General features: G+C 34.1%; 10 protein-coding genes. All 10 read right to left on the bottom strand.

From position 1 onward, the window contains the following. Window positions 1-5: 5 nt before the first annotated feature. The 10 genes from DIS18_RS08045 to rhaM all read right to left on the bottom strand — a co-directional run bounded on the left by DIS18_RS08045 (window position 6) and on the right by rhaM (window position 21,197). Entirely contained in the window at window positions 6-1,433 is a 1,428-nt protein-coding gene (locus DIS18_RS08045) for a BNR-4 repeat-containing protein (RefSeq protein ID WP_245925631.1), read from the bottom strand. Window positions 1,434-1,440: 7 nt separating this feature from the next. Then, entirely contained in the window at window positions 1,441-4,944 is a 3,504-nt protein-coding gene (locus DIS18_RS08040; RefSeq protein WP_219930755.1) for a glycosyl hydrolase, read from the bottom strand. Window positions 4,945-4,996: 52 nt separating this feature from the next. Continuing rightward, the gene (locus tag DIS18_RS08035; protein WP_245925629.1) at window positions 4,997-8,014 is read right to left on the bottom strand and encodes a glycoside hydrolase family 2 TIM barrel-domain containing protein; all 3,018 of its coding nucleotides are present in this window, start codon (window positions 8,012-8,014) and stop codon (window positions 4,997-4,999) included. 46 nt (window positions 8,015-8,060) lie between these two features. Beyond that, window positions 8,061-9,512, bottom strand: coding sequence for a sulfatase (locus DIS18_RS08030; RefSeq protein ID WP_109352463.1), 1,452 nt, complete (start codon window positions 9,510-9,512; stop codon window positions 8,061-8,063). 14 nt (window positions 9,513-9,526) lie between these two features. Next, on the bottom strand, window positions 9,527-12,250 hold the full coding sequence (locus DIS18_RS08025) for a family 78 glycoside hydrolase catalytic domain (RefSeq protein ID WP_245925627.1): 2,724 nt from the start codon (window positions 12,248-12,250) through the stop codon (window positions 9,527-9,529). 51 nt (window positions 12,251-12,301) lie between these two features. After that, on the bottom strand, window positions 12,302-15,067 hold the full coding sequence (locus DIS18_RS08020) for an alpha-L-rhamnosidase (protein WP_245925624.1): 2,766 nt from the start codon (window positions 15,065-15,067) through the stop codon (window positions 12,302-12,304). A 246-nt stretch (window positions 15,068-15,313) separates the two neighbouring features. Next, window positions 15,314-17,773: a T9SS type A sorting domain-containing protein gene (locus tag DIS18_RS08015; RefSeq protein WP_181364006.1), complete on the bottom strand. Its 2,460-nt coding sequence runs from the start codon at window positions 17,771-17,773 to the stop codon at window positions 15,314-15,316. 102 nt (window positions 17,774-17,875) lie between these two features. Continuing rightward, window positions 17,876-18,583, bottom strand: a complete 708-nt coding sequence (locus DIS18_RS08010) for a fibronectin type III domain-containing protein (RefSeq protein ID WP_109352461.1) — start codon at window positions 18,581-18,583, stop codon at window positions 17,876-17,878. 1 nt (window position 18,584) lies between these two features. Further along, complete coding sequence (locus tag DIS18_RS08005; protein WP_109352460.1) at window positions 18,585-20,777, bottom strand: T9SS type A sorting domain-containing protein; 2,193 nt, start codon at window positions 20,775-20,777, stop codon at window positions 18,585-18,587. Between the two features lie 105 nt (window positions 20,778-20,882). Further along, window positions 20,883-21,197, bottom strand: a complete 315-nt coding sequence (gene rhaM, locus DIS18_RS08000) for an L-rhamnose mutarotase (protein WP_109352459.1) — start codon at window positions 21,195-21,197, stop codon at window positions 20,883-20,885.

Raw genomic sequence — 21,197 nt, 5'->3', positions numbered from 1 at the left:
TGATTTTAATTGTTTGTTTTTTTATTTAAAATTTCTGATTCTTTTTTCAAACGTTGTATTGGACCATTATCTCCTATAAGATACATTTTTCTGAAATCAGTCCCATCCTCTTTTTGAGCAACAATGATTCTAGCATCAGGATGTGCATTATCGATAAGCGATGATATTACAAAACTGGAATTCTTTCGACTTAAAAAAACGGTGCTCTTTTTAAACGATTTTCCTCCATCAAAGCTATCCCATCGGCTTATTTCTCCAACATCATCACTAGTTACATGTTCTAAATATATACTTACTTCTGTGGCAGATTTTACTTCTAAATCACCATTACCTCTGGGAAGATCTTTATTCTCACTTTTTAGCCACCTTTTTCCATCCCATCTAAAATGTTTTATGCGCTTGGGGCCGCTTCTTTTTTCTCCTACATCTGGACCTACTAATATGCAGACTTGCGGATTTCCATTTGGATCTACATCCGTTACCCCTTGAAATGTCCAATCTTCAGCTATCTCTCTTACCAAAGTTTTTTTATCTGCCATTTCCTTGGTTAAAGGCATTTCTAAAGGTTCATTTTTAACATTTTTCCACACGCATGTTTTAGTATTAAACACCATATAATACAAGTTGTGTCTTTCTGGTATATGACCTCGAGTATCTTGAGCGTTTTTGTTGTCTCTACAGATATGGTAATCGAACGCTACAATAATATCATCTCCATTACCTTTGCTTACCCAAGGATACCAAGAATCTTCGGCTTCAATATTTTGTTGGCGTTTATGTTTTAAAAATGAAACCGGCTCCCCAAAAGTGCGTCCATTATCTGTAGATTTTTGATATACCCAATTACTTCTATGGGCACCGTGGCGATAAAATAGATACATATCACCATTATCCATTTTTACAAACTGACTGTATGTACCAAATACCGAAATATTATCCAGTGTTTCCCACTCAGAAATATTTAAAGGTTTTTTAGAAACCGCATGCAAATTTTTCCCATAATGATGATTACCCAATGGGTTTTCACCATTATCGGGTGTTCCCCCATGACCTCCAAACGCAATATGAATATATCCTGCATCATCGATAAGAATTGCAGGCTTACCATGATTGTCTATTTTTTTCTTTCGATTAGGGTCTTTACCCATTTCACTTATTCCCGCTTTAAAAGGCCCTTTCCATTCTTTTGTAGTGTGATTGTAAGATGCTACATAAGGGTCTTCTAAAGCACCTTGATAAGCAACATAAGTAATGCCTTTATGGTAAATTCCTGCTGGATGTTGTACAATGGCGACGGCATTTCCAAAACCGTTGTCTGCAAAATAATCTACCAATTCATTTTCTTTTGTAGTTACTATGGCTTCTTTGGTTTTTGATGCACATCCCAAAAAGGAAAAAGAAATGAATAGTATTTTAAAAAAGTATTTGTTCATTATCATTCTAGAGTTTTACTTTTTTATAAAATTGAATACTTACAGGACCTAAAAGTCCTGATAATTGTAATTCATCATCTTTTTTCCAATGTTTCCAAGAAGAGAACGTTTGTCTTTTTGAATCGCGAGATTCTGGATTTGATAACCAATCTGGAAGTGTCTTGGTTTTATTACCTTTACGCTCGTAATCCAAAAGTTGTTTTTCATCACCAATTAAACGATTTACCCATAAATTGGTGATTTTTAGTTTTATTGTATTACGACCTTCTTTCACATAATTATCAATAGCAACCCTAAAAGGCGCTTTCCATAATGTGCTTACTTTTTTATCATTTATAAAAACTTCGGCAACAATAGCCACACTCCCTAAATCCAATCTAAAAGTATTTTCTTCACATAACTGTTTTTTAGATAGGATGAATTCTTTTTCATAAATCGCAGTTCCTGAAAAATATTGAATATCGTCTTCCGTTGCATCAGACCAAGATTTTAATGTTTCAAAATGCTTCTTTTGTGCTGTACCGTTTTTTAAAGGAAATGTGACCTGCCAATTTTCAGATAGCACCATTGGATTTGGAACTTTTACTTTTACCCTTTTTGATTTTCCTGAGGCATTTGTATAAGACAAACTTCCTGAAAAAGGTGTTTTCCAAACGGTATTCCCATTGACTTTATAAACTTCTGATGAAGGATCAGACTTATTTAGGTTTAAAAATTCACCTTCTGGAATTATAGTTGTTCTTAAATTTCCATCGGTTTCAAACGTAATTTTCAGAAAATTATTAGCGTTTTTTAATACTTTACCATTTACGAAATCATCTGATATTTTGATATTCAAGTTTCCAGAAGCCACTTGTTTTTTGATGTCCTCGGTAACATCAAAAGCTTCAAAGTTTTTAGGCACACCTTTGGTTTCTGCTTTAAATTTACCAAACACCGCAGAAATTATTTTGAGGGGTTGATTACCTGCATCTATTTTAACAAACTCTCGTTCTTCAGCATGAATGTGTTCAACTTTATCCCCAATTTCATATTCCATTCTAAACTCTTTTACATAGCCCATAGCTGGGTCGCAATCGCAAAAGGCTCTAGACATTTGAAAATTTAATGTCCCACCATTTACCTCTGCAGCTACTTTATCCGTAATATCGACCAATCCTTCTTGTAAAAAATTACCATATTCTGCTTTTATGATTTTTAAGTTAGATAGTGGTCTTGGTGTTGGTTTTTCTAATTTTACATCAGCTTCAACAATGTGATTTTTATCTACTGAATTTTCTTTAAACACTACAAATACAGCTTGTTCACTATCTAAAGCAATAGGAATATTTACAGTACCATCATCATTATTTTTCCAAACTGCTACTTTTTTAATGTCTCCAGTTTCAGCGTTCCAAATTTCCGGCAATTTGTTTGCAACTTTAAAGCGTCCCGTAAATGCTACTTTTTCCTTTTTTGCATTGGCTAAAAAATAGATATCGGCTTCTTTTGTTCTTCTGTGTATAAAACCAATGTCTTCCATATTTGCTTCAACAATAGAAAAATCTGGTGTTATATGCTCTTTCTTTAAGAACTCATCAATTGAAATAGCTTTTATCAAACCTTTATCCCAAAGTGCGTTGGCAGTTGTTCTTATATAAGTATCACTTTCTGGGTAATTGCTTAAACTTGGTGAACGCTTAGGTTTACTACCAATAATTTTTGCGCCTTTTTTAACTAAAGCTTCTATTATTTTTAGTGTTTTAGGCGTTATCCAATCGCTTTCTGGTAAGCTCAACACTTCGTAGGCTACTCCAAATTTTGTAACAATTTTACCGTTTTCTACGGATAATTCTCCGAGCTTATTAGCACCAATTAAATCATAATCGTAACCAGATTTCTTTAATTCTGGTAATAAAAAAGCTGTGTTTGGAGAAGAATCTCCAGTAAACATCAAAACATCTGCAACATTAGTACCTTGTTGTAATAAATATTGCGATTTGGAGATATAATCTAAATACGATTTGCTTTGTGTCCACCAAGTATTCAAACGGTTAAAATCGAAACCGTGATAACTTAATGCCATTCCTGGAGCAATATCCCAAGGTTGATGCACATAAGTATGAAATATAAAACGAGTAATGCCTTCTGCCCATGCTTTATCTCCGATAGATTTTATGGTTGCTGGGTGTTTATCCCAACCGCCAATACCAGTAAAGGATTCTGCACCAACAATGTTACTACCATTTAAATGGGCTATTGAGGATACAAATTTTGAGGAATCAAAAAACGGATAGCCACCACTCCAAAACTCACACATTACAATATCGCCTTTGGCACCTACTTGCATATTATCAAAAGGTCCCCAATACGGTTCTACTGAAAAATTCAGTTTGTTTTCATGACACAATTTTGCAAAGTGTCCATAGTAATTTTCAGTAATTAAATCGCCAATAGTTCTCCTAAAATCCCATTGAAAACGCTCTGTAATCTCACCACTTTCTACATAATAGCCTGCTAAAGTTGGTAAATACGGTGTTAAATCATAACCTCGTAATTTTTTAAATTGATGCTCAAAACCAGTGGTCCAATTTTGAGACCCTACCTCGTAACTATCAATCAAACAATTATTTACAGTTTCTCCAACTAAATCCCCCAATTTGTTTAAAATGGGCTGTACACCTTTGTTCCAATAATCATCTAAAGCAGCTGCAGACATTTTATCTACCTCTAAACCGTGACCACCATCAACAGCAGGTCTATTTTTTGCCCCATTAGGCGTATGTCCAATTCGTAAAATAACCCATTCGCCTTTTGGTACTTCCCATTCTAAAATTCCTTCTTTATTGATTTTAGAAGTGATGTCTATAACACTTTCTTTCTTTACTATAGCTGCATTTGGAATTTCTTTGACATCTGGCAGTAAATGATTTCTGATTCTATCTGATAATATTTTATAATCTAATCCATCAATTTTTACAGACTTCTTAGGTTTTGGAAACGCCAAAACAACAATATCTTTATAATAACTGAGTTTGGTTTTTGGCTTCGGGAGTTCTTTTTTTAACACGTTACCACCTTCAACAACAAGCTCGCTAAAAACTACGGTTTGCATTGCGTTTTGTTCTGTAACCCAAGGACCTCCAGAAGAAGACCAACCTGCGCTGTTATGAAAAGCCAATTCTAAACCTAAACGCTTTGCTTCTGAAGCTGCAAAGTGAAATAAATCTAACCACTCTTCACTTAAATAAGTTATTCCGCCTTTTGGAAAACCCAAATGTACGTTGAATAATTGCGCCTCTTGAATACCAACAGATTTCATTGCTTCTAAATCTTTAGTAATTCCAGATTTAGAAACATTTCCACTAATCCAATGCCACCAAGTTCTGGCTTTGGCTTGGTTTGGTGGATTTTGAAAACCGCTTTCAAGATTAATTTTTTCTTTTAACTTTTGAGTAGAAGTTTGTCCTTGACAAATATTTACCATCAGTAAAAAACTACTTAAACAAATTAAAACTTTAATCTTGGTCATAAACAAATTTTTAATACTCTTGGACATTAATTTCATAGATATATCATCTATTTTAATCAATAAACAGCTCATCAATATAAGGTCCGCTTTCTCCCGTTGTTTCTATCCTAATATTATTCGCTCCAGCTTTAAGCCTTAATATAGCAGGCACAAACTTCCATTCTTTTTCCCAACCTCCTGTTGGTTTGAATTCCAAAGTCCTTACAAATTCATCATTCAAATACAATTTCATAGTATGCAATTTCCCTTCATTATTATGCATATATCTAAAACGCATACTGTAATCACCTTCTTCACCATCGTTTTCTTGATAAAATGTTATTGAGCCTTCTTTTCCATCAAATCTCACAAAACCGCTACCTTTATAACGGCGCGCTTTGTTGCTTACTTTTGCATCACCTTCAAGAATACCCTCTTCGGCAGAAATATTTACTCCTCTTCCAATCCACATGTCTTTAGAATGTTCATCTCCCCAAAACAAGCCTTCATTTTTACCAAAAGTTTCTTCCATATGTAAAACCACTTTTCCGTTTTGTTTTACAATGGCTTTTACAGTTGTACCATCTGAAATTTCAAAAGCACCTTTATACTCTAGCCCATTTGTTTCTGGGTTTTCTCCGTTTAAAGTGTATAGAATTTCTAAATTTGAAGATTTATTTTCGCCTAAAACTTGAACTGAAGCTGCATTAATACTTATTAGATTTGAAATGTATAGTGCTTTATCTCCTAAAATTGATGCGGTAACAATAGTCGCATTTTTTGCATTTGGTTGTTCTCTTAAAAACAATCTTGTTTTTCCAAAAAACAATGCTCTGTAATCTGATTTTGTTCTACTAGTTTGGTCTATAGGATTTCCATTTTCCATAGAAACCTTATTTACATCACCTTGAATATTATAGTATACCTTATTTTCTCCGTAAGGATACAAACTGTTGTTGCTATCTAAACTTTCTGATGTGATGATGTAACTTGCCTCGAAATTACCTTCTCCTGTTAATTTCTGCAAACTTGTCTTTAATTTTGAAGGCTGTTTGGCTGTAGAAAACGAGGTTCTTTTTACTTCCTTACCATCAATATACGCTATCGCTTCTAGCTTCCCTTCTTGGTAAGGAACCATCCATTCGCATTGCATTTCGTTCCAAACGGTTCCTGGTTTGTCTTTTCCTAAAGATTTTCCGTTTAAAAATAATTCTACCTCATCGGTATTAGAATATACCCAAACTGGAATAACCGTTCCTTTTTTCATTCTTGGATGCGACCAATGTGGCAACATGTGAATCATAGGTTCTGTAGTCCATTGGCTTCTGTAAAAATGGAATAAATCTTTTTTAAATCCAGCTACATCTAAAGCGCCACCCATAAATAAATTAAAAGGTAAACCGCCATGTACCAAACCAGCTTCTCCATAATAATCAAAACCTGTCCATCTAAAATTTCCGCTATGCCAAGGATTGTCACGAACAACTTCCCAATATTTTCTTGCAGAAACTCTTACAGTTGCATTGTCATAAGACGAATTGAAACTTTGTTTTCTATTTCTCCAGTTTTTAGGATTGATGCCTTCGTAAAAGAAAATTTCTTTTTCGGTTAAATTTGGCAACTCGTAAGTTCCTGGTAATTCGTTATCGCGCCACCAAGTTTGGGTCCTGTAATACCCTCTAGTTTGCCAAGTATGAGGTGCTTCAGTTGAGATAAACGGTTTCTCTAACGTTTTACCTTCAATAAACGATTTGGTTTCTGAACCACCGTTTACCCCTTGAATGTCCATATCTTCTGGATTTCCTGCGCCTGAAGTAAACAATCGTGTTGGATCTAAATTTTTCCCAAATTCCACCATTTCTGGGGCAACATCACTATGTGTTTCGTTACCTAAACTCCATACAAAAATACTGGCGTGATTTCTATCTCTTGTAATCCATTCTTTTACATCGCGTTTCCACCATTCATCAAAAGCTTGTTTTCCATAATCTTGAGGTGCTTTTTTATGCCAACCATCAAAAATTTCATCCATAACCAACAACCCAATTTCATCACAGATATCGTAAAACATAGGTGGTGTTGGGTTATGTGAAGGACGAATAGCATTGATCCCCATATCTTTTAAATTCTGCAATTTCCAACGTAACATTGGTTTTGTCCAAGCACCACCTACAGGTCCACCTTCCCAATGTTCGCAAACGCCTTTTAGTTTTATATTTTCTCCATTTAGCCAAAAACCTGTTTTGGTTTCCCATTTTACGGTTTTGAATCCGAACCTTGTTTCTATTTCATCAATTACTTTTTTACCATCTAAAATTTGAGTCACTGCCTTGTATAGCGTTGGACTTTCTGGACTCCATAATTGTGGATTCTCTATTTCAAACTGATATGATGGATTTGTATTTTCTAGTTTTTTACAATTATTGATCAACTCTTTTCCTTCTGGAGAGAATAGTTTTACTTCATATTTCAACTTTTTAATTTCTCCATTAATTGCAGCATCAACCACAACTTGTGCTTTATTTTTATTGATGGAAGGTGTTTTTATAAAAATGCTGTTGGGCTGAATGTGGGTTTTGTTTACCTCAATCAATTTTACAGGTGCGTATATTCCACAGGGGTGATACCATCTTGCAGAAGGTTCTAAAGCATTATCTACTCTTACTGCAATCGTGTTTTTTCCTTCTTTTAAGTATTTTGAAATATCGTATCTAAAACTAATATACCCGTAAGGCCTTTTTGCAATGTACTTCCCGTTTATCCAAACTTCACTATTCATATACACGCCATCAAAATTGATGTAAGTGATTTTTGATAGGCTTTCTTTTTTAATATTGAAGTATTTTCTGTACCAACCAATACCGCCATCATGATAACCACCACCTTGTCCTTGATCACCTCCTTTTCGAACGCCTTTTTCAAATGACCAATCGTGTGGAACGTTTAGGTTTTTCCAATCGGCATCATCAATACTTTCTTTTGAAAACGATGGATTGTCTTCTAAAATAAAGTTCCAGTTGTTATTAAAGTTGGTTTCTTTACGTTGTGAAAAACACGATATTGAAATCAATAAAAATAGGAGTATTTTCAAATAAAAATTTTTTGATGTAAAAATCATTTTAATACAATTCAGTTAATTATTTTCTAGGTTGATCGTTTTGTAGAAAAGTTTTATTTCTGGGAAATTGAGTTTCTAAAAGTGCTTTCATTCGTTCTTCTATTTTCAAATATTTTTTGTTTCCAGAAAGATTTACAAAAGACAGCAAGTCATCTTTATGTTCATACAACTCTGCGTCTAAAACTGCATGTGTTTTAGAATCTCTCCACTCAGTATAACGCCATCTTCCATCAGTAGCTGTAACGCCCATTATTTTTTTTCCTCTTGCGTACAAACTTGTTGCTACTTTATCTACTTTTTTATTGGGTTTATTTATAATTGAAAGAATGCTTTTACCATCAAATTTTGGACCTTCAAAACCACATAAATCAACTAGAGTTGGAAAAATGTCTACGTTTTCTACCAAAGCATCTGATATTTTGCCAGTTTTTCTTTTTTTATAGTTTCTTTCTCTGCTTATAATTAAAGGCACTCTTACATCAATTTCTTCATTAGAGTGCTTACACCACGCACCATATTCTCCAATTTTATAACCATGGTCGCTCATAAAAACTATCAAGGTATTTTTTCGTAAATCCAAATCTTCAAGAGCCTGAGTTACTTTTCCAATTTGAGCATCAATGTAACTTATAGAAGCATGATATCCATGAATTAAGTCGCGCGTTAAGTCATCATCTAAATCTCCTTTCTTTGGGATGCCATAATATCCTTTTAATTCACCCCAATTTGTAAATGCTAATCTATATGCTCCCTTAGGTTTTTCTCTAGACGGAATTTTAAATTTGTTTTTATCATACAAATCCCAATATTTTTTTGGAGCGTTAAACGGTAAATGTGGTTTACTTAAACCTACAAACATTAAAAATTTATCATCCTTTAATTTTTCTAAAGTTTCAATAGCGTATTTAGCGGCTCTTCCATCTTTATAGGCTTCATCTTCAACAGCTGCACAATCAAAAGCGGGACCTTTTACGCGTCTTTTACCTTCACTTTTAAGTCGGTCTATCAAGGCAATATTATTTGGATTATTGTATGTATTTGGTTCTTTTCCATAATATACAGACCATTCATTTTTATCATCAGTCCCATGATGGTATACCTTACCAATGCTTACTGTTTTATAACCGTTTTTATTAAATAATTGTGGTATAGACACCACATCTTTATGCACACTGCGCAACGGCGTAAAAATACTGTAAACACCAAGTGTTTCAGGACGTAAACCCGTTAATGTACTCATTCTTGAGGGCGCACAAATAGCTTGCTGCGTGTAAGCTTTATTGAACATCACACCATCTTTTGCCAATTCATCTATATTAGGAGTTAAGGCTGTTTTGCTTCCATAGCAACCTAATTCAGCTCTTAAATCATCAACGTAAAAGACTAATACATTTGGTTGGTTTTGTTGACCATGAATTAATGAGGTAGTTAATATTATTAAAATTGCTTTGAACAATACTTTTATTTTCATGCGTTTAACCTGTTTTATTTAGGTATTGAGGTGAATTTATATATTCCTGGTTTCGCTGAAAGTTCAAAACCAGCTTCAGTTGTACTAAGTAATTTTACTTGATTAGTATCTTCAAATAATTTACCGTTTAGCATTAACTCACCTAATCTATTTACTGGAATTGTTACTTTTGCTGTTGTATTTGGTGGAATTACTACTTCCAAATCGAACTCCCCATCCTTAATTTCCCATGAAGACGATACTTTTCCGTAAGGTGTGTTTAAACTTGCCGAAGCCGATGTTAAAGGCTCGTTGGGTTGAGGCGCTATTTTAATGACTTTATATCCAGCTTCTAGTGGTGCAATACCTGCAATACGCTCGTACATCCATTGTCCGATGGCTCCGTAAGCATAATGATTTAAGCTATTCATGTTCATTGGATTGAAACCTTCTTCCTTACTGTAACTATTCCAGCGCTCCCAAATGGTTGTAGCACCTTGATTGATGGAATAAAACCATGACGGATAGGTTTCATTGAACAATAGTTTATACATTAAATCAATTTCGCCTGTTTCATCTAGAACCTCAGATAATAATGGTGTTCCTAAAAAACCAGTACGTAAATGGTTATCAGCTTCTACTATTTTTACTAATAAGAATTTTTTTGCGTTTGCTTTTTTATCCTCAGAAAGTAAATCAAAGGCTAAAGCCAATAAATAAGACGTTTGTGTTTCAGCAACTTCTTTAACTTTTCCTGTTTCATCGAAAAATTTATTCTCAAAAGCCTTTGCTACAGTAGCATACAATTCCTCATATTTAGCCTGCTCTTTTGTCTTACCTAGAGCTTCAGCAACTTTCGCTGTTAATTTAGCTGAATGTGCATAAAAAGCAGTACCAATTAACTTGCTTGAGGTATCTCCTCTAGTATTACCATTTTCAGGATAAGGTTGCAACCAATCCGAAAAGGACATCATATTAGAGATGTAATCTTTTGACCTTTTCTCATGATATTTTAACCAGTTTTGCATCATATCAAAATTCTCTTCTAAAATACTTGTGTCGCCTGTACGCATATAGATTTTCCAAGGAATAATAGTACACACATCTCCCCAACCTGAACTTCCAATTTTATTGCCACGGGAATCTGGAACTGTCCAAGGAATAGCACCATCTTCTAATTGTGCCTCCCTTACACTTTGTAGCCAACTCGCCCAAAATTTATACACATCAGCATTAAACATCGATGTTGGCCCGAATACTTGCGCATCACCTGTCCAACCTAAACGTTCATCGCGTTGCGGACAGTCCGTAGGGATATCTAAAAAATTACCTCGTAAGCCCCAAACAATATTACTTTGTAGCTGGTTCAATTTATCATGCGAAGAGGTAAACGTACCATTATCATCAAAATCGGAATATAAAACCAGACCCTTAACCCAATCTTTTGAAGGCTCATTCGACGTATCAAATCCGCTAAGTTCTACATACCTAAAACCATGAAACGTAAACTTAGGCTTGTATTCAATAACACCATCTTTTGAAGCAATATAATAGTCAGTAGAATGCGCACTTCTATAATTTTTAGTGTAAAACGCACCATCTGGTGATAGCATTTCGGCAAACCTTATTTTAAGGGTATCTCCTTTTTTCATTGGAACATTTACAACAGGAACACCTACCATATTTTGTTTTAAATCGAACACAACCGCTCCATCATTATTTGTGATGTTTTGTGGCGCTAATTCAACTTTTTCTTTTACAGAAGTATGACGTTTTGGTTCTAACTTCACATTTGTATCAATAGCTGCAACTTCAACTTTCGTCCAAGTTTTATCATCAAAATTATTAGTCGTCCAATCCGGCATTTCCATATTCGCATTATAAATTTCACCATCGTAGATTTCTGCGAACTGAAGTGGACCGTTGGTCATTCCTTTCCAACTATCATCAGAAACAATAATTTCTTTAGAACCGTCACTCATTGTCATTTCTAATTGTGCTAAAACTTTTGGTGAAATTGTATTATCCCATGGTGTGGTTCCCCAAAGTAAACGACCAGAATGCCAACCCGAAGCCAGTTCAACACCAATGGTATTTTGTCCTGATTCTATTAAATTCGTAACATCATAAGTCAAGGTCTCAATTCGCTTATCGTAAGTTGTAAAACCAGGTGACATCGCATCGTCTGAAACGTTTTCACCGTTTATAGACACATCAAACACGCCTTTAGAAGTAATGTATAATCGTGCTGATGTTACATCGCTAGATAACTCAAAACCTTTTCTTAAATATTGTGTTTTATGTATGAGTACTTTTCCTTTTCCACGAATACTGTCCTTAGCGGTATCTAAACCAACCCATTGGGCTTTCCAATCGCTATTGTTTAATAAACCCAATTCAAAATGATTGGTTTCACTCCATTTTGAAGCTTCGTTATCTTGGTTCCAGTATTTCACTTGCCAATATACTTTTTGGCGAGATTCAAGCGGTTTTCCTCCATATGAAATCCAAATTGATTGCTCCGAAGTTTGTTTTTCTGAATCCCATAAATCGGCATTCCCAGGCAACAAATCTGGGCTACTTGCCACCACAATGTGATAAGCAGACTGACTTATATTGTTTTCTGACACAGGTAATTTCCAAGAAAATGTTGGGTTAGCATCATAAAAGCCTAATGGGTTTTCAAAACCTTCTGACACCGTTAAATCTTGCGCATTTTCTAATGAGCCTTTAGAGTCACAAGATATTATGACACTCAAAAAGAGAAAAGCGTATACTAAATATTTGAAATTTGATTTTTTAAACATGATTTAAAGTTTAGTTTGAAAGTTATACGTTCCTGGTTCTGCTAAAATCTTGATTGAATCACTATCAGAACTGATTAATTTTAAATTTGAAGTTTCTTTGAAAGTACTTCCGTTTACGATTAAATCATCTTGTATTCCATAAGGAATTTGAATCTCAGCAGTTGTATTTGGTGGAATAACAACTTCAAGGTTAAAAGTACTATTTTCTATTTTCCAAGATGATGATGCTTTTCCATAAGGCGTTTTTACACTTACAGAAGCCGATGTCAAAAACTCGGTATTCGGTAAAGGTGTAATTCTGATTTTCTTGTATCCTGGTTCCAATGATGATAAACCAGCGATACGCTCGTACATCCATTGACCAATAGCTCCATAGGCATAATGATTCAGGCTATTCATTGGCTGTGGATTATAGCCATCGGCTTTACTATAACTATTCCAACGTTCCCACATGGTGGTTGCCCCTTGATTTATGGAGTAAAACCAAGATGGATAGGTTTCTTTGAACAGAATTTTATACATCAAATCTATTTCGCCCATATCGTCTAAAACCTTAGGTAAAATAGGTGTTCCTAGAAATCCTGTTCCCAAATGATAATCGGTATTTTTAATTTCTTCCAATAAATATTTTTGGGCTTTTAGTTTGGTTTCTGGTTTAAATAAATCAAAATATATACCTAGCAAATAACTGGTTTGGGTTTGTTTTTCACCTGTAAACTTTCCATCTTCAAAAAAAGCATTTTCAAAAGCATTAGCAACAGATTCATATAAGTCTTTATATTTTTTTACGTCATCCTTTTTTCCTAAAACATTGGCAATTTTAGATACTAAATGTGCAGAATGTGCAAAAAAAGCGGCATGTATTAAGTCTTTTGGTGTATCACCTCTATTCCCCAATTTACCAGGTTTAGAAGGATAAGGTTGTAACCAATCTGAAAACGAATGCATCTTTGGCAAATAAGGTTCTTTTTTTACTTTAGATTGATAGTAGCCAACCCAGTTTTTTGTCGACTCATAACTTTCTTCAAGCACAGTAATATCGCCTGTTGCATTATAAATATCCCAAGGAATAATTACAGCGGCATCTCCCCAACCAGAACTTCCACTTTTGGTTTGCAATACATCTGGCACAATAAAAGGCACCATTCCGTCTTTATGTTCAAATTGATTTTCTCTTAAACTTTGCAACCAAGCTGTCCAAAACGCGTGTACGTCATAGTTAAACAACGATGTCGGCGCAATGACTTGAGCATCTCCTGTCCAGCCCAAACGCTCGTCACGTTGAGGACAGTCTGTAGGAATATCAAAAAAGTTATCTCGTAAACCCCACGTAATATTGCTTTGTAATTGATTTAATTTATCGTGAGATGATGTAAACGTTCCGTTTTTCTCAAAATCTGAATGTTGTGCTATACCTTGTACCCAAGAGGCGTCTGGTTTTGCATTTTTATCATAACCACTTAATTCCAAAAATTGAAACCCGTGAAATGTAAATTTAGGCGTATACTCTATCACTCCATTTTTAGCAGCGATGTAATAATCGGTTGATTTTGCAGAACGATAATTCTTGGTGTAAAAGGTGTTATCTTTTAGCAACATTTCAGAAAAACGTATTTTTAAAGTATCGCCTTTTTTCATCTGTACTTTTACTTTTGGCACGCCTACCATATTTTGTTTTAGATTAAAAACTGCTGAATTTTCTTTAACCGAAACAATTTCTACATCTTTTAAAACAAGTTGATTTTTTACGGTTTGATGTCTTTTTGGAGCTAATTTAACCTCGCTAGAAATTGATTCAACTTCAACCAATTCCCAATTTGAATCATCAAAAGTAGCAGCATTCCAATTTTGTATTTCAAAATTTGCATCATAAACTTCGCCATCGTAAATACCCGCTAAACGTATAGGGCCTTTTGTAGTACCTTTCCAAGACTCGTCTGAAATAATGGTTTGTTTTGAACCATCTTTCATTACAACTTCTAACTGACATAGAATTTTGGGTGATGAAAAATTATCATAAAGGGCAGTTAGTCTGCTAATTCTTCCTGAATGCCAACCAGAAGCCAATTCTACTGCAATGGCATTTTTACCCGTTTCTAAAAGCTCAGTAACATCATATGTCAATGTTTCTATGCGATGATTATATGGCGTCCAACCTGGAGTCATTACATCATCACTAACATCTTTTCCATTAAGATGCACATCAAAAACTCCTTTTGCGGTAATGTATAGTCTTGCGGAAGCAATATCAGAAGATAATTCAAACCCTTTTCTTAAATACTGTGGTCTGTGCATTAAAAAATTTCGAACACCTTTAATACTGTCTTTTGATGTATCTAATCCTGTCCACTTAGCTTGCCAATCGGTATTGTTTAATAGACCTAATTCAAAAGAATTGATTTCGCTCCATTCAGAAGCGTTTTTGTCTTGATTCCAATACCTTACTTGCCAATATACTTTTTGTCTTGATTCTAGTGCTTTCCCTTGATATTTAACAAAAGTAGATTGTGTGCTTTTTCTCTTTTTAGAATTCCATAAATCGGCGTTATTAGGTAATAATTCTTTTGAAGACGCAACAACTACTTGGTAAGCAGATTGAGCTTTAATTTGCTCATAAATAGGTAATTCCCATGAAAATGTTGGGTTAGCATTATAAAACCCTATAGGATTTTTAAAACCTTCAGAAAGCTTTAAAAATTGTGGTCTTTTTATTTCTTCCTGATTGCACGACACACAAACAAAAAACGACACAATACAGCAAAAAAGCAAAGTTAAAGGTATTGTTTTTATTGTTGATTTTATTTTAAATCTGTTAGACAATAGTATTTTACAGTTTTTAAATTTTAGATTGAAAAATTAATTACCAAATTCCAATTTTTTTCAAAAAAAACTATCCTGTACTGTCTCGAAATTTCAATATTTAAACTAGAATCATTTATCAAGTAACCCTAGTAAACTAAAAAAGCTAGAAATTTTAAAACCTCTAGCTTCTTTATCAAAAAAATATTTAATTCTTTATCGAATTATAAGTTTTGAATGGAAAACCCTTTGATTATCATCAATTACTTTAATGATATAAAGACCAGACTTAAAACGGCCATTGTTTTCAATTTCAATTCTATTAGAATTTATTGAGTTTTGATAAATTACTTTTCCAAGCATATCGTTTATAATAATATTTGCCTTATTTGCATCATTAAGTAAAACAGTAAAACTATTGGTTGCAGGATTAGGAAAAATCTTTGCCGAAAAAGGATTAGATTCTAATTTTGGAATACTAAGCGTTACAGATTCTACTATCCATTTAGATCTATTGTCTGAGTTGTTAATATGTTCAATTATACCGTTGGCATTATGATAAATATAATTTGACAGATTTCTTCTTTGAAATTGGTAAGTACCATCAGAACTGTTATATATCACAGTAAATTGCTTATCTACATCCTCTCTTGGTGCCCCAAAACCGGTACTTATAATATCGTTTGGAGGGTTTCCTGCTCCTCTTAAAATACCTCTGTCTGTTCTTTTACTTTCAATATTATAAAAATCACCGGCCTTTACAAATTCCCATTCTTTATCTCCAAAGACTACATTAGTACCCTCATCACTCTCAACAACATCTGCGCCTACAGAATGCAAGTATTTCCCAGTTACAAAATTCTTGATTCTATAAACATCACCCGTTAAATCGTTAGGATCAAAAATTTCGACATTAACCGTTGCTTCATTTGAATTTACAGTTTCGTTATTGCCATTATAAGCTACCGCTTGTAGTGTATAATCAGCTTCGGTAGTTGGTGTCCAATCTATAGAATAAGGCTCAGTACTATCTTCACCAAAATATGAACCATTAATCCAAAACTCTACTTTAGATATACTCCCATTTTCATCAACCGCATCCGCGGAAATTTGAACAGTATCATCTACATTATAAGTTTCACCATTAGACGGTGATGTTAAGGATACCCTGAATGGATCTAAAATTATGCCCAAATCAATAATTTGAAGATAAAGCGGCTGTGCATTGCCTGAGGCATTTTCCATTAAATAATAATACAACTTACCATCTTTTATATGCACTCTACCATGATCAAAAGTTCTTCCTGACGTAGGTTGATACACTGTTGTAAAATTATTTGTACCACCTTCTGTTTTTTGAATAAACACCCGATTATTTTTCAAACCTATGATGAAAACACTTTCTCCAGATGTATAGATAGAAGTTCCTCCTGCAAAATCTTCTGAAGTAATAAAATCAGCGGCACCAGCAGGTTTGTATGTATGTAAATACTTGGTAACGTTATATTGATTATCCTTTACCCTACTTATAATATGTACATCTCCATTTTCAGTTACCGTCCAATCAAAATCTGAAACAATATGAACTTGGTCTGTCTGAGTTGTTTGCACATAATCACCGGGTTCCATCACTTTTATAAAATCGGCATCATAAAGTGGCAAATTAAAGCTTTGCCCTTGGTGGTTTTTCCAGCCAGATGCGCCGCTTTGATCATCAGAGTAGGCATAATACACGCCATTCTGATATTGATATTTATCTACCTTATTTTCTCTACGTTGAAAACCTATTCTAATTTTTCCATCTACATATTTCATATTCCCATAAAGTCCCCAGTTATAGTCTACACCTGATTGGTTTTTGGCATTTAAAACATTAAAGTGTGTAAAATTAGACCAAGTAGAAGTATTTGCATCATACTTTGAAAATTTATAAGCGCCATTACTGTTTCCGCCTTCACGCATATACATAAAAACATCACCTGCATCATTTAAGAAAAATTGAGGATAGGTTAGAGCAGAAAAATTACTATAATCTTCACTAGGGTACCCAGGTCTTCCACTATTTAAGGACAAATGTTTATAAACACCAGAATTAGAAGGTTTTTCCACAAACTTATCTAAAGTAAATTCGGCATCAGAAACCGATGCAACACCTGCTATTGAATAGGAATATCTAAAATAATCATTACTCAAACTACCATCAGTAGGTCTTGTGTTGCTATACGCATGCATATCATAAAGCAGATGAATAGTACCATCTATTGGACTTACCGCAACTGCAATGGTATTATGTGATTCTCCAATCCAATATTTATTATGATACCCTGTGTGCCTATGTGGAAACTCAATTGTTGCTGAGGTACCAGTAACTGTATTATAACGGGTTAGCATGACATGACGGTCTGCCTTACCCCCACGATACCAGGTCATAAAAACATAATTACCGTAAGTTTTAATACAATCGCCATGGGCAGATATATTTCTACCAAAAAAATAGTCATAAGAAGCACTATCACCAGTATTAGTAGCATTAATATCAACTTTACTTCCATCAAAGTGTAAACCAAAATCGGTGATTTTAACTTCGTTTTCTAAAACAACTTGACTGCTTAAAACACAAGAAAACATCAATAATAAGCATAACAGCATATAATTATGAGAGCAACTTTTTTTCATAGCTTTTTTATTAACCTGTTAACAGATTAGTTTATAAAGGTACGTTTATTTTACTGGTAAACTATCCTGCGCTATACTGCAAAAAATTTCAAAGAATAAACCTTATTTCGTAGTAAAACTCCAAATTTGCCCAATACTTACACCTCCTTTATCATCTCTCACGACCACTTTAAAGTAATACGTAGATGCTGCACTTAAACCTGTAGCATTATAAGTCGTCTCAGATTGGTTTTCAGAAACTTTTGTTGAGGGATCTGAGTTAGTATCCAAATAAACATCATAGGTTAAAGGATCTCCATCAGCATCTGATGCTGACCAAATTAAAGTCGTACTCGTTCCGTCTACTTCTGAGTTTAATGCAGGTGCAATTAGACTTGGTGCAAATGGCACATGATTACTAACTCCATCTCCTTCTGTTAAAAATTGCATCGCTGGTGAGTATGCGCTTGCTGCGGACTTATTATCGGTTGCCTTTATACGCCAATAGAAGGCTTTTCCTTTTTCCAAACTAATCAATTTGGATAACGAAGCACTAGTTTCTATTTTTGATATAGGGGAAAAACTATTATTCTCTGAAACTTCCACAGTATATGTTATTCTATTTCCCTCGGTGTCTGTAGACTCTTCCCACTCAAAAACAATATTGTTATTAATACAAATGGTATTGTTTAATGGATAAACTTGGATTGGTACTGTTGGTGCAGTATTTTCTTCTGGCATTTGCGTCTCGTTTGAATCATCTCCACCGCCGCTGCAAGACATCATAATCAATCCTACAGCTACAATTAAATATAAGTATGTCTTTTTCATTTTATTTCTTTATTACTTTAACAAATACTGGTTGCTCAGAATTAACTTTTACAAAATAAATACCATTTGGCTTATCCTCTAAATTCAATTGCACTTTACCAGCGTTTACTGTATAGGTTTTAGAAACAATTAATTGAGATTGCATGTTGTATACTTCTAAATCTATTGTTTTTATGTCATTTGGAATATACATCTCAAATAATCCGTTTGTAGGGTTTGGATACGCCTTGAGTTCTTGAAGTAAGTTAACTGTTTTTACCATCTCACCTTGACAGGCTTCCTTACTTTTTATTTGAATATTATCACCATGATTTACATCTACAGAAAAGTTTGACTGGTAGGTTTCAAATAATTGTTCCCCATTTTTAATAACTGTGTAAGGTGCTTTTCCAGATTGAACAGATACTGCAGCTGTTTTTTTAGTGATACTAATTTTACCTGATAAACCTTCTGCAGCCGGTATAGTTACCTCATAGCAATGACTAAAATCTTTCCCTACAACATCTATACACAAATCATAAGTGCCGGGACTTAAACCTTCAATAGTTTTATCTTTTGTAAAATCGTAGTTAACACCATCTATAGTGGCTACGTAATCATGCACTGCATTACCGCTAATTATTAACTTGCCATTGTTCGTACCTGAACAGGTCTCACCTTTGGTCTGAATAGTAAAATTATTAGGACCCAATGGATCTATAGGCACGATATCTAAATCAATAATTTGTAGATATAAAGGTTGTGCATTACCCGTTTTATTTTCCATTAAGTAATAATAAACTTTGCCATTCTCTATATGCACCACACCATGATCAAAAGTTCTACCGCTTGTAGCCTCATATACCTTAGTAAAATTATTGGTTCCGCCTTGCGCTTTCTCAATAAATATGCGACCACTACTATTTAAACCAATTAAAAAAACACTATCTCCAGATGTATAAATTGCTGAACCTCCTGAAAAATCTTCTGAAGTAATAAAATCTGTATTTCCTGATGGTCGATAAGTATGTAAATTCTTGGTTACGTTATTTTCAGTATCTCTTACTTGACTTATAATATGTACATCCTCATTAGCAGTTACAGTCCAGTCAAAACCACCTACTATATATACTTGATTTGCTTGTGTTGTAGCAACGTAATCTCCAGGTTCCATCACTTTTATAAAATCGGCATCCCATAAAGGAAGATTAAAAGATTCTCCTTTATGATTTTTCCAACCTGAGGCAGCCGTTTGATCATCTGAATAGGCATAATATACCCCGTTTTGATAAAGATATTTATCATCATTGTTTTGAGATCTACGTTGAAAACCAATTCGAAACTTACCGTTTACGTATTTCATATCACCGTAAAGTCCCCAGTTATAATCAATACCTGGTTGGCTTCTTGCATTTAATCTATTAAAATCTATGAAGTTACCCCATTCTCCAGTATTGGTATCGTATTTTACAAACTTATACATACCATTATTATTTCCACCTTCACGCATGAGCATGAAAAGCTCTCCGTCATCATTTTGGAAAAATCTTGGATAAGTTAATGACAAGAACTCTGATTGTGCAGCAGTTCCCGGCATTCTTAAATGCTTATAACCTCCTGTTCCATTTGGCACAAACTTATCTAAAGTGAAATCTGCATCTGATAGGGAAGCAGCATTTTTAACTGAATATGAATATCTAAAATAGTCATTAGCTAAACTTCCATTAGAGGGTCTAGAAGCGCTATAGGCATGCATATCGTATAACAAATGAATTGTACCATCTAAAGGACTTACCCCTACCGCAATGGTATTATGAGATTCTCCAATCCAGTATTGATTTTGATAACCCGTATGCCTGTGAGGAAATTCAATTGTTGCCATTGTACCTGTACTAATATTGTATCTGGTTAGCATGACATGACGATCATTCTTCCCGCCTCTATACCAAGTCATAAAAACATAGTTACCATAGGTTTTAATAGCATCACCATGTGCTGATATATTCCTACCAAAAAAATAATCATAAGGTGCATTATCTCCAGTGTTTGAAGTACCACTTGAGACTTTACTTCCGTCAAAATGCAAACCTAAATCGGTAATTTTAATTTCGTTTTCTAGGGTAACCTGAGTATTTCCTATAGCAGAAAAAAGTAAAACAAAAAGTAGCAACAATTGTTTTACGCAAATCTGTTTAATTGAGTAGATTTTTTTCATAATTTTCTTCTCTTCTTTTCTTAAAAAAAATATAGCACACTAATTTATTTGTTTTATGCAAAAAAAGTATCCTGCTCTTTACTGCTCATTTATTAATATAATAACTTATTCCATATAAAAGACCTCTTCTAAAGGAATTGAAACAGGTGAATTATCAGGATTAGTTTCCATGATATCTGCCATAAAATCCCACCATTTTTTTACAATTTGATTATCAGCTAAATCTTGAGAACCTCCATCTCCTGATACTTTCTGAAACGCAAAAAGCGTATGAGTATCTTCATCAAAAAATATGGAATATTCACTTACCCCATTATCTTTTAATAGTTTTTTTAATTCGGGCCATAATTCATTATGCCTTTTAATATAGGCTTCTTTTTGACCCTTGTTTAATTTCATTTTAAAGGCAAGTCTTTGCAT

Origin of the sequence: Algibacter marinivivus (assembly GCF_003143755.1) — a bacterium.
Lineage (GTDB): Bacteria > Bacteroidota > Bacteroidia > Flavobacteriales > Flavobacteriaceae > Algibacter_B > Algibacter_B marinivivus.
The sequence above is the reverse complement of the archived record's forward strand: the minus strand, read 5'-3'. Positions and strand labels throughout refer to the sequence as shown.

What these genes read in the sequence shown, in the direction of transcription:
- DIS18_RS08045 (WP_245925631.1), bottom strand. Translation starts at nt 1,433, where the DNA reads ATGAACAAATACTTTTTTAAAATACTATTCATTTCTTTTTCCTTTTTG.
- DIS18_RS08040 (WP_219930755.1), bottom strand. Translation starts at nt 4,944, where the DNA reads ATGACCAAGATTAAAGTTTTAATTTGTTTAAGTAGTTTTTTACTGATG.
- DIS18_RS08030 (WP_109352463.1), bottom strand. Translation starts at nt 9,512, where the DNA reads ATGAAAATAAAAGTATTGTTCAAAGCAATTTTAATAATATTAACTACC.
- DIS18_RS08015 (WP_181364006.1), bottom strand. Translation starts at nt 17,773, where the DNA reads ATGAAAAAAAGTTGCTCTCATAATTATATGCTGTTATGCTTATTATTG.
- DIS18_RS08010 (WP_109352461.1), bottom strand. Translation starts at nt 18,583, where the DNA reads ATGAAAAAGACATACTTATATTTAATTGTAGCTGTAGGATTGATTATG.
- DIS18_RS08005 (WP_109352460.1), bottom strand. Translation starts at nt 20,777, where the DNA reads ATGAAAAAAATCTACTCAATTAAACAGATTTGCGTAAAACAATTGTTG.
- rhaM (WP_109352459.1), bottom strand. Translation starts at nt 21,197, where the DNA reads ATGCAAAGACTTGCCTTTAAAATGAAATTAAACAAGGGTCAAAAAGAA.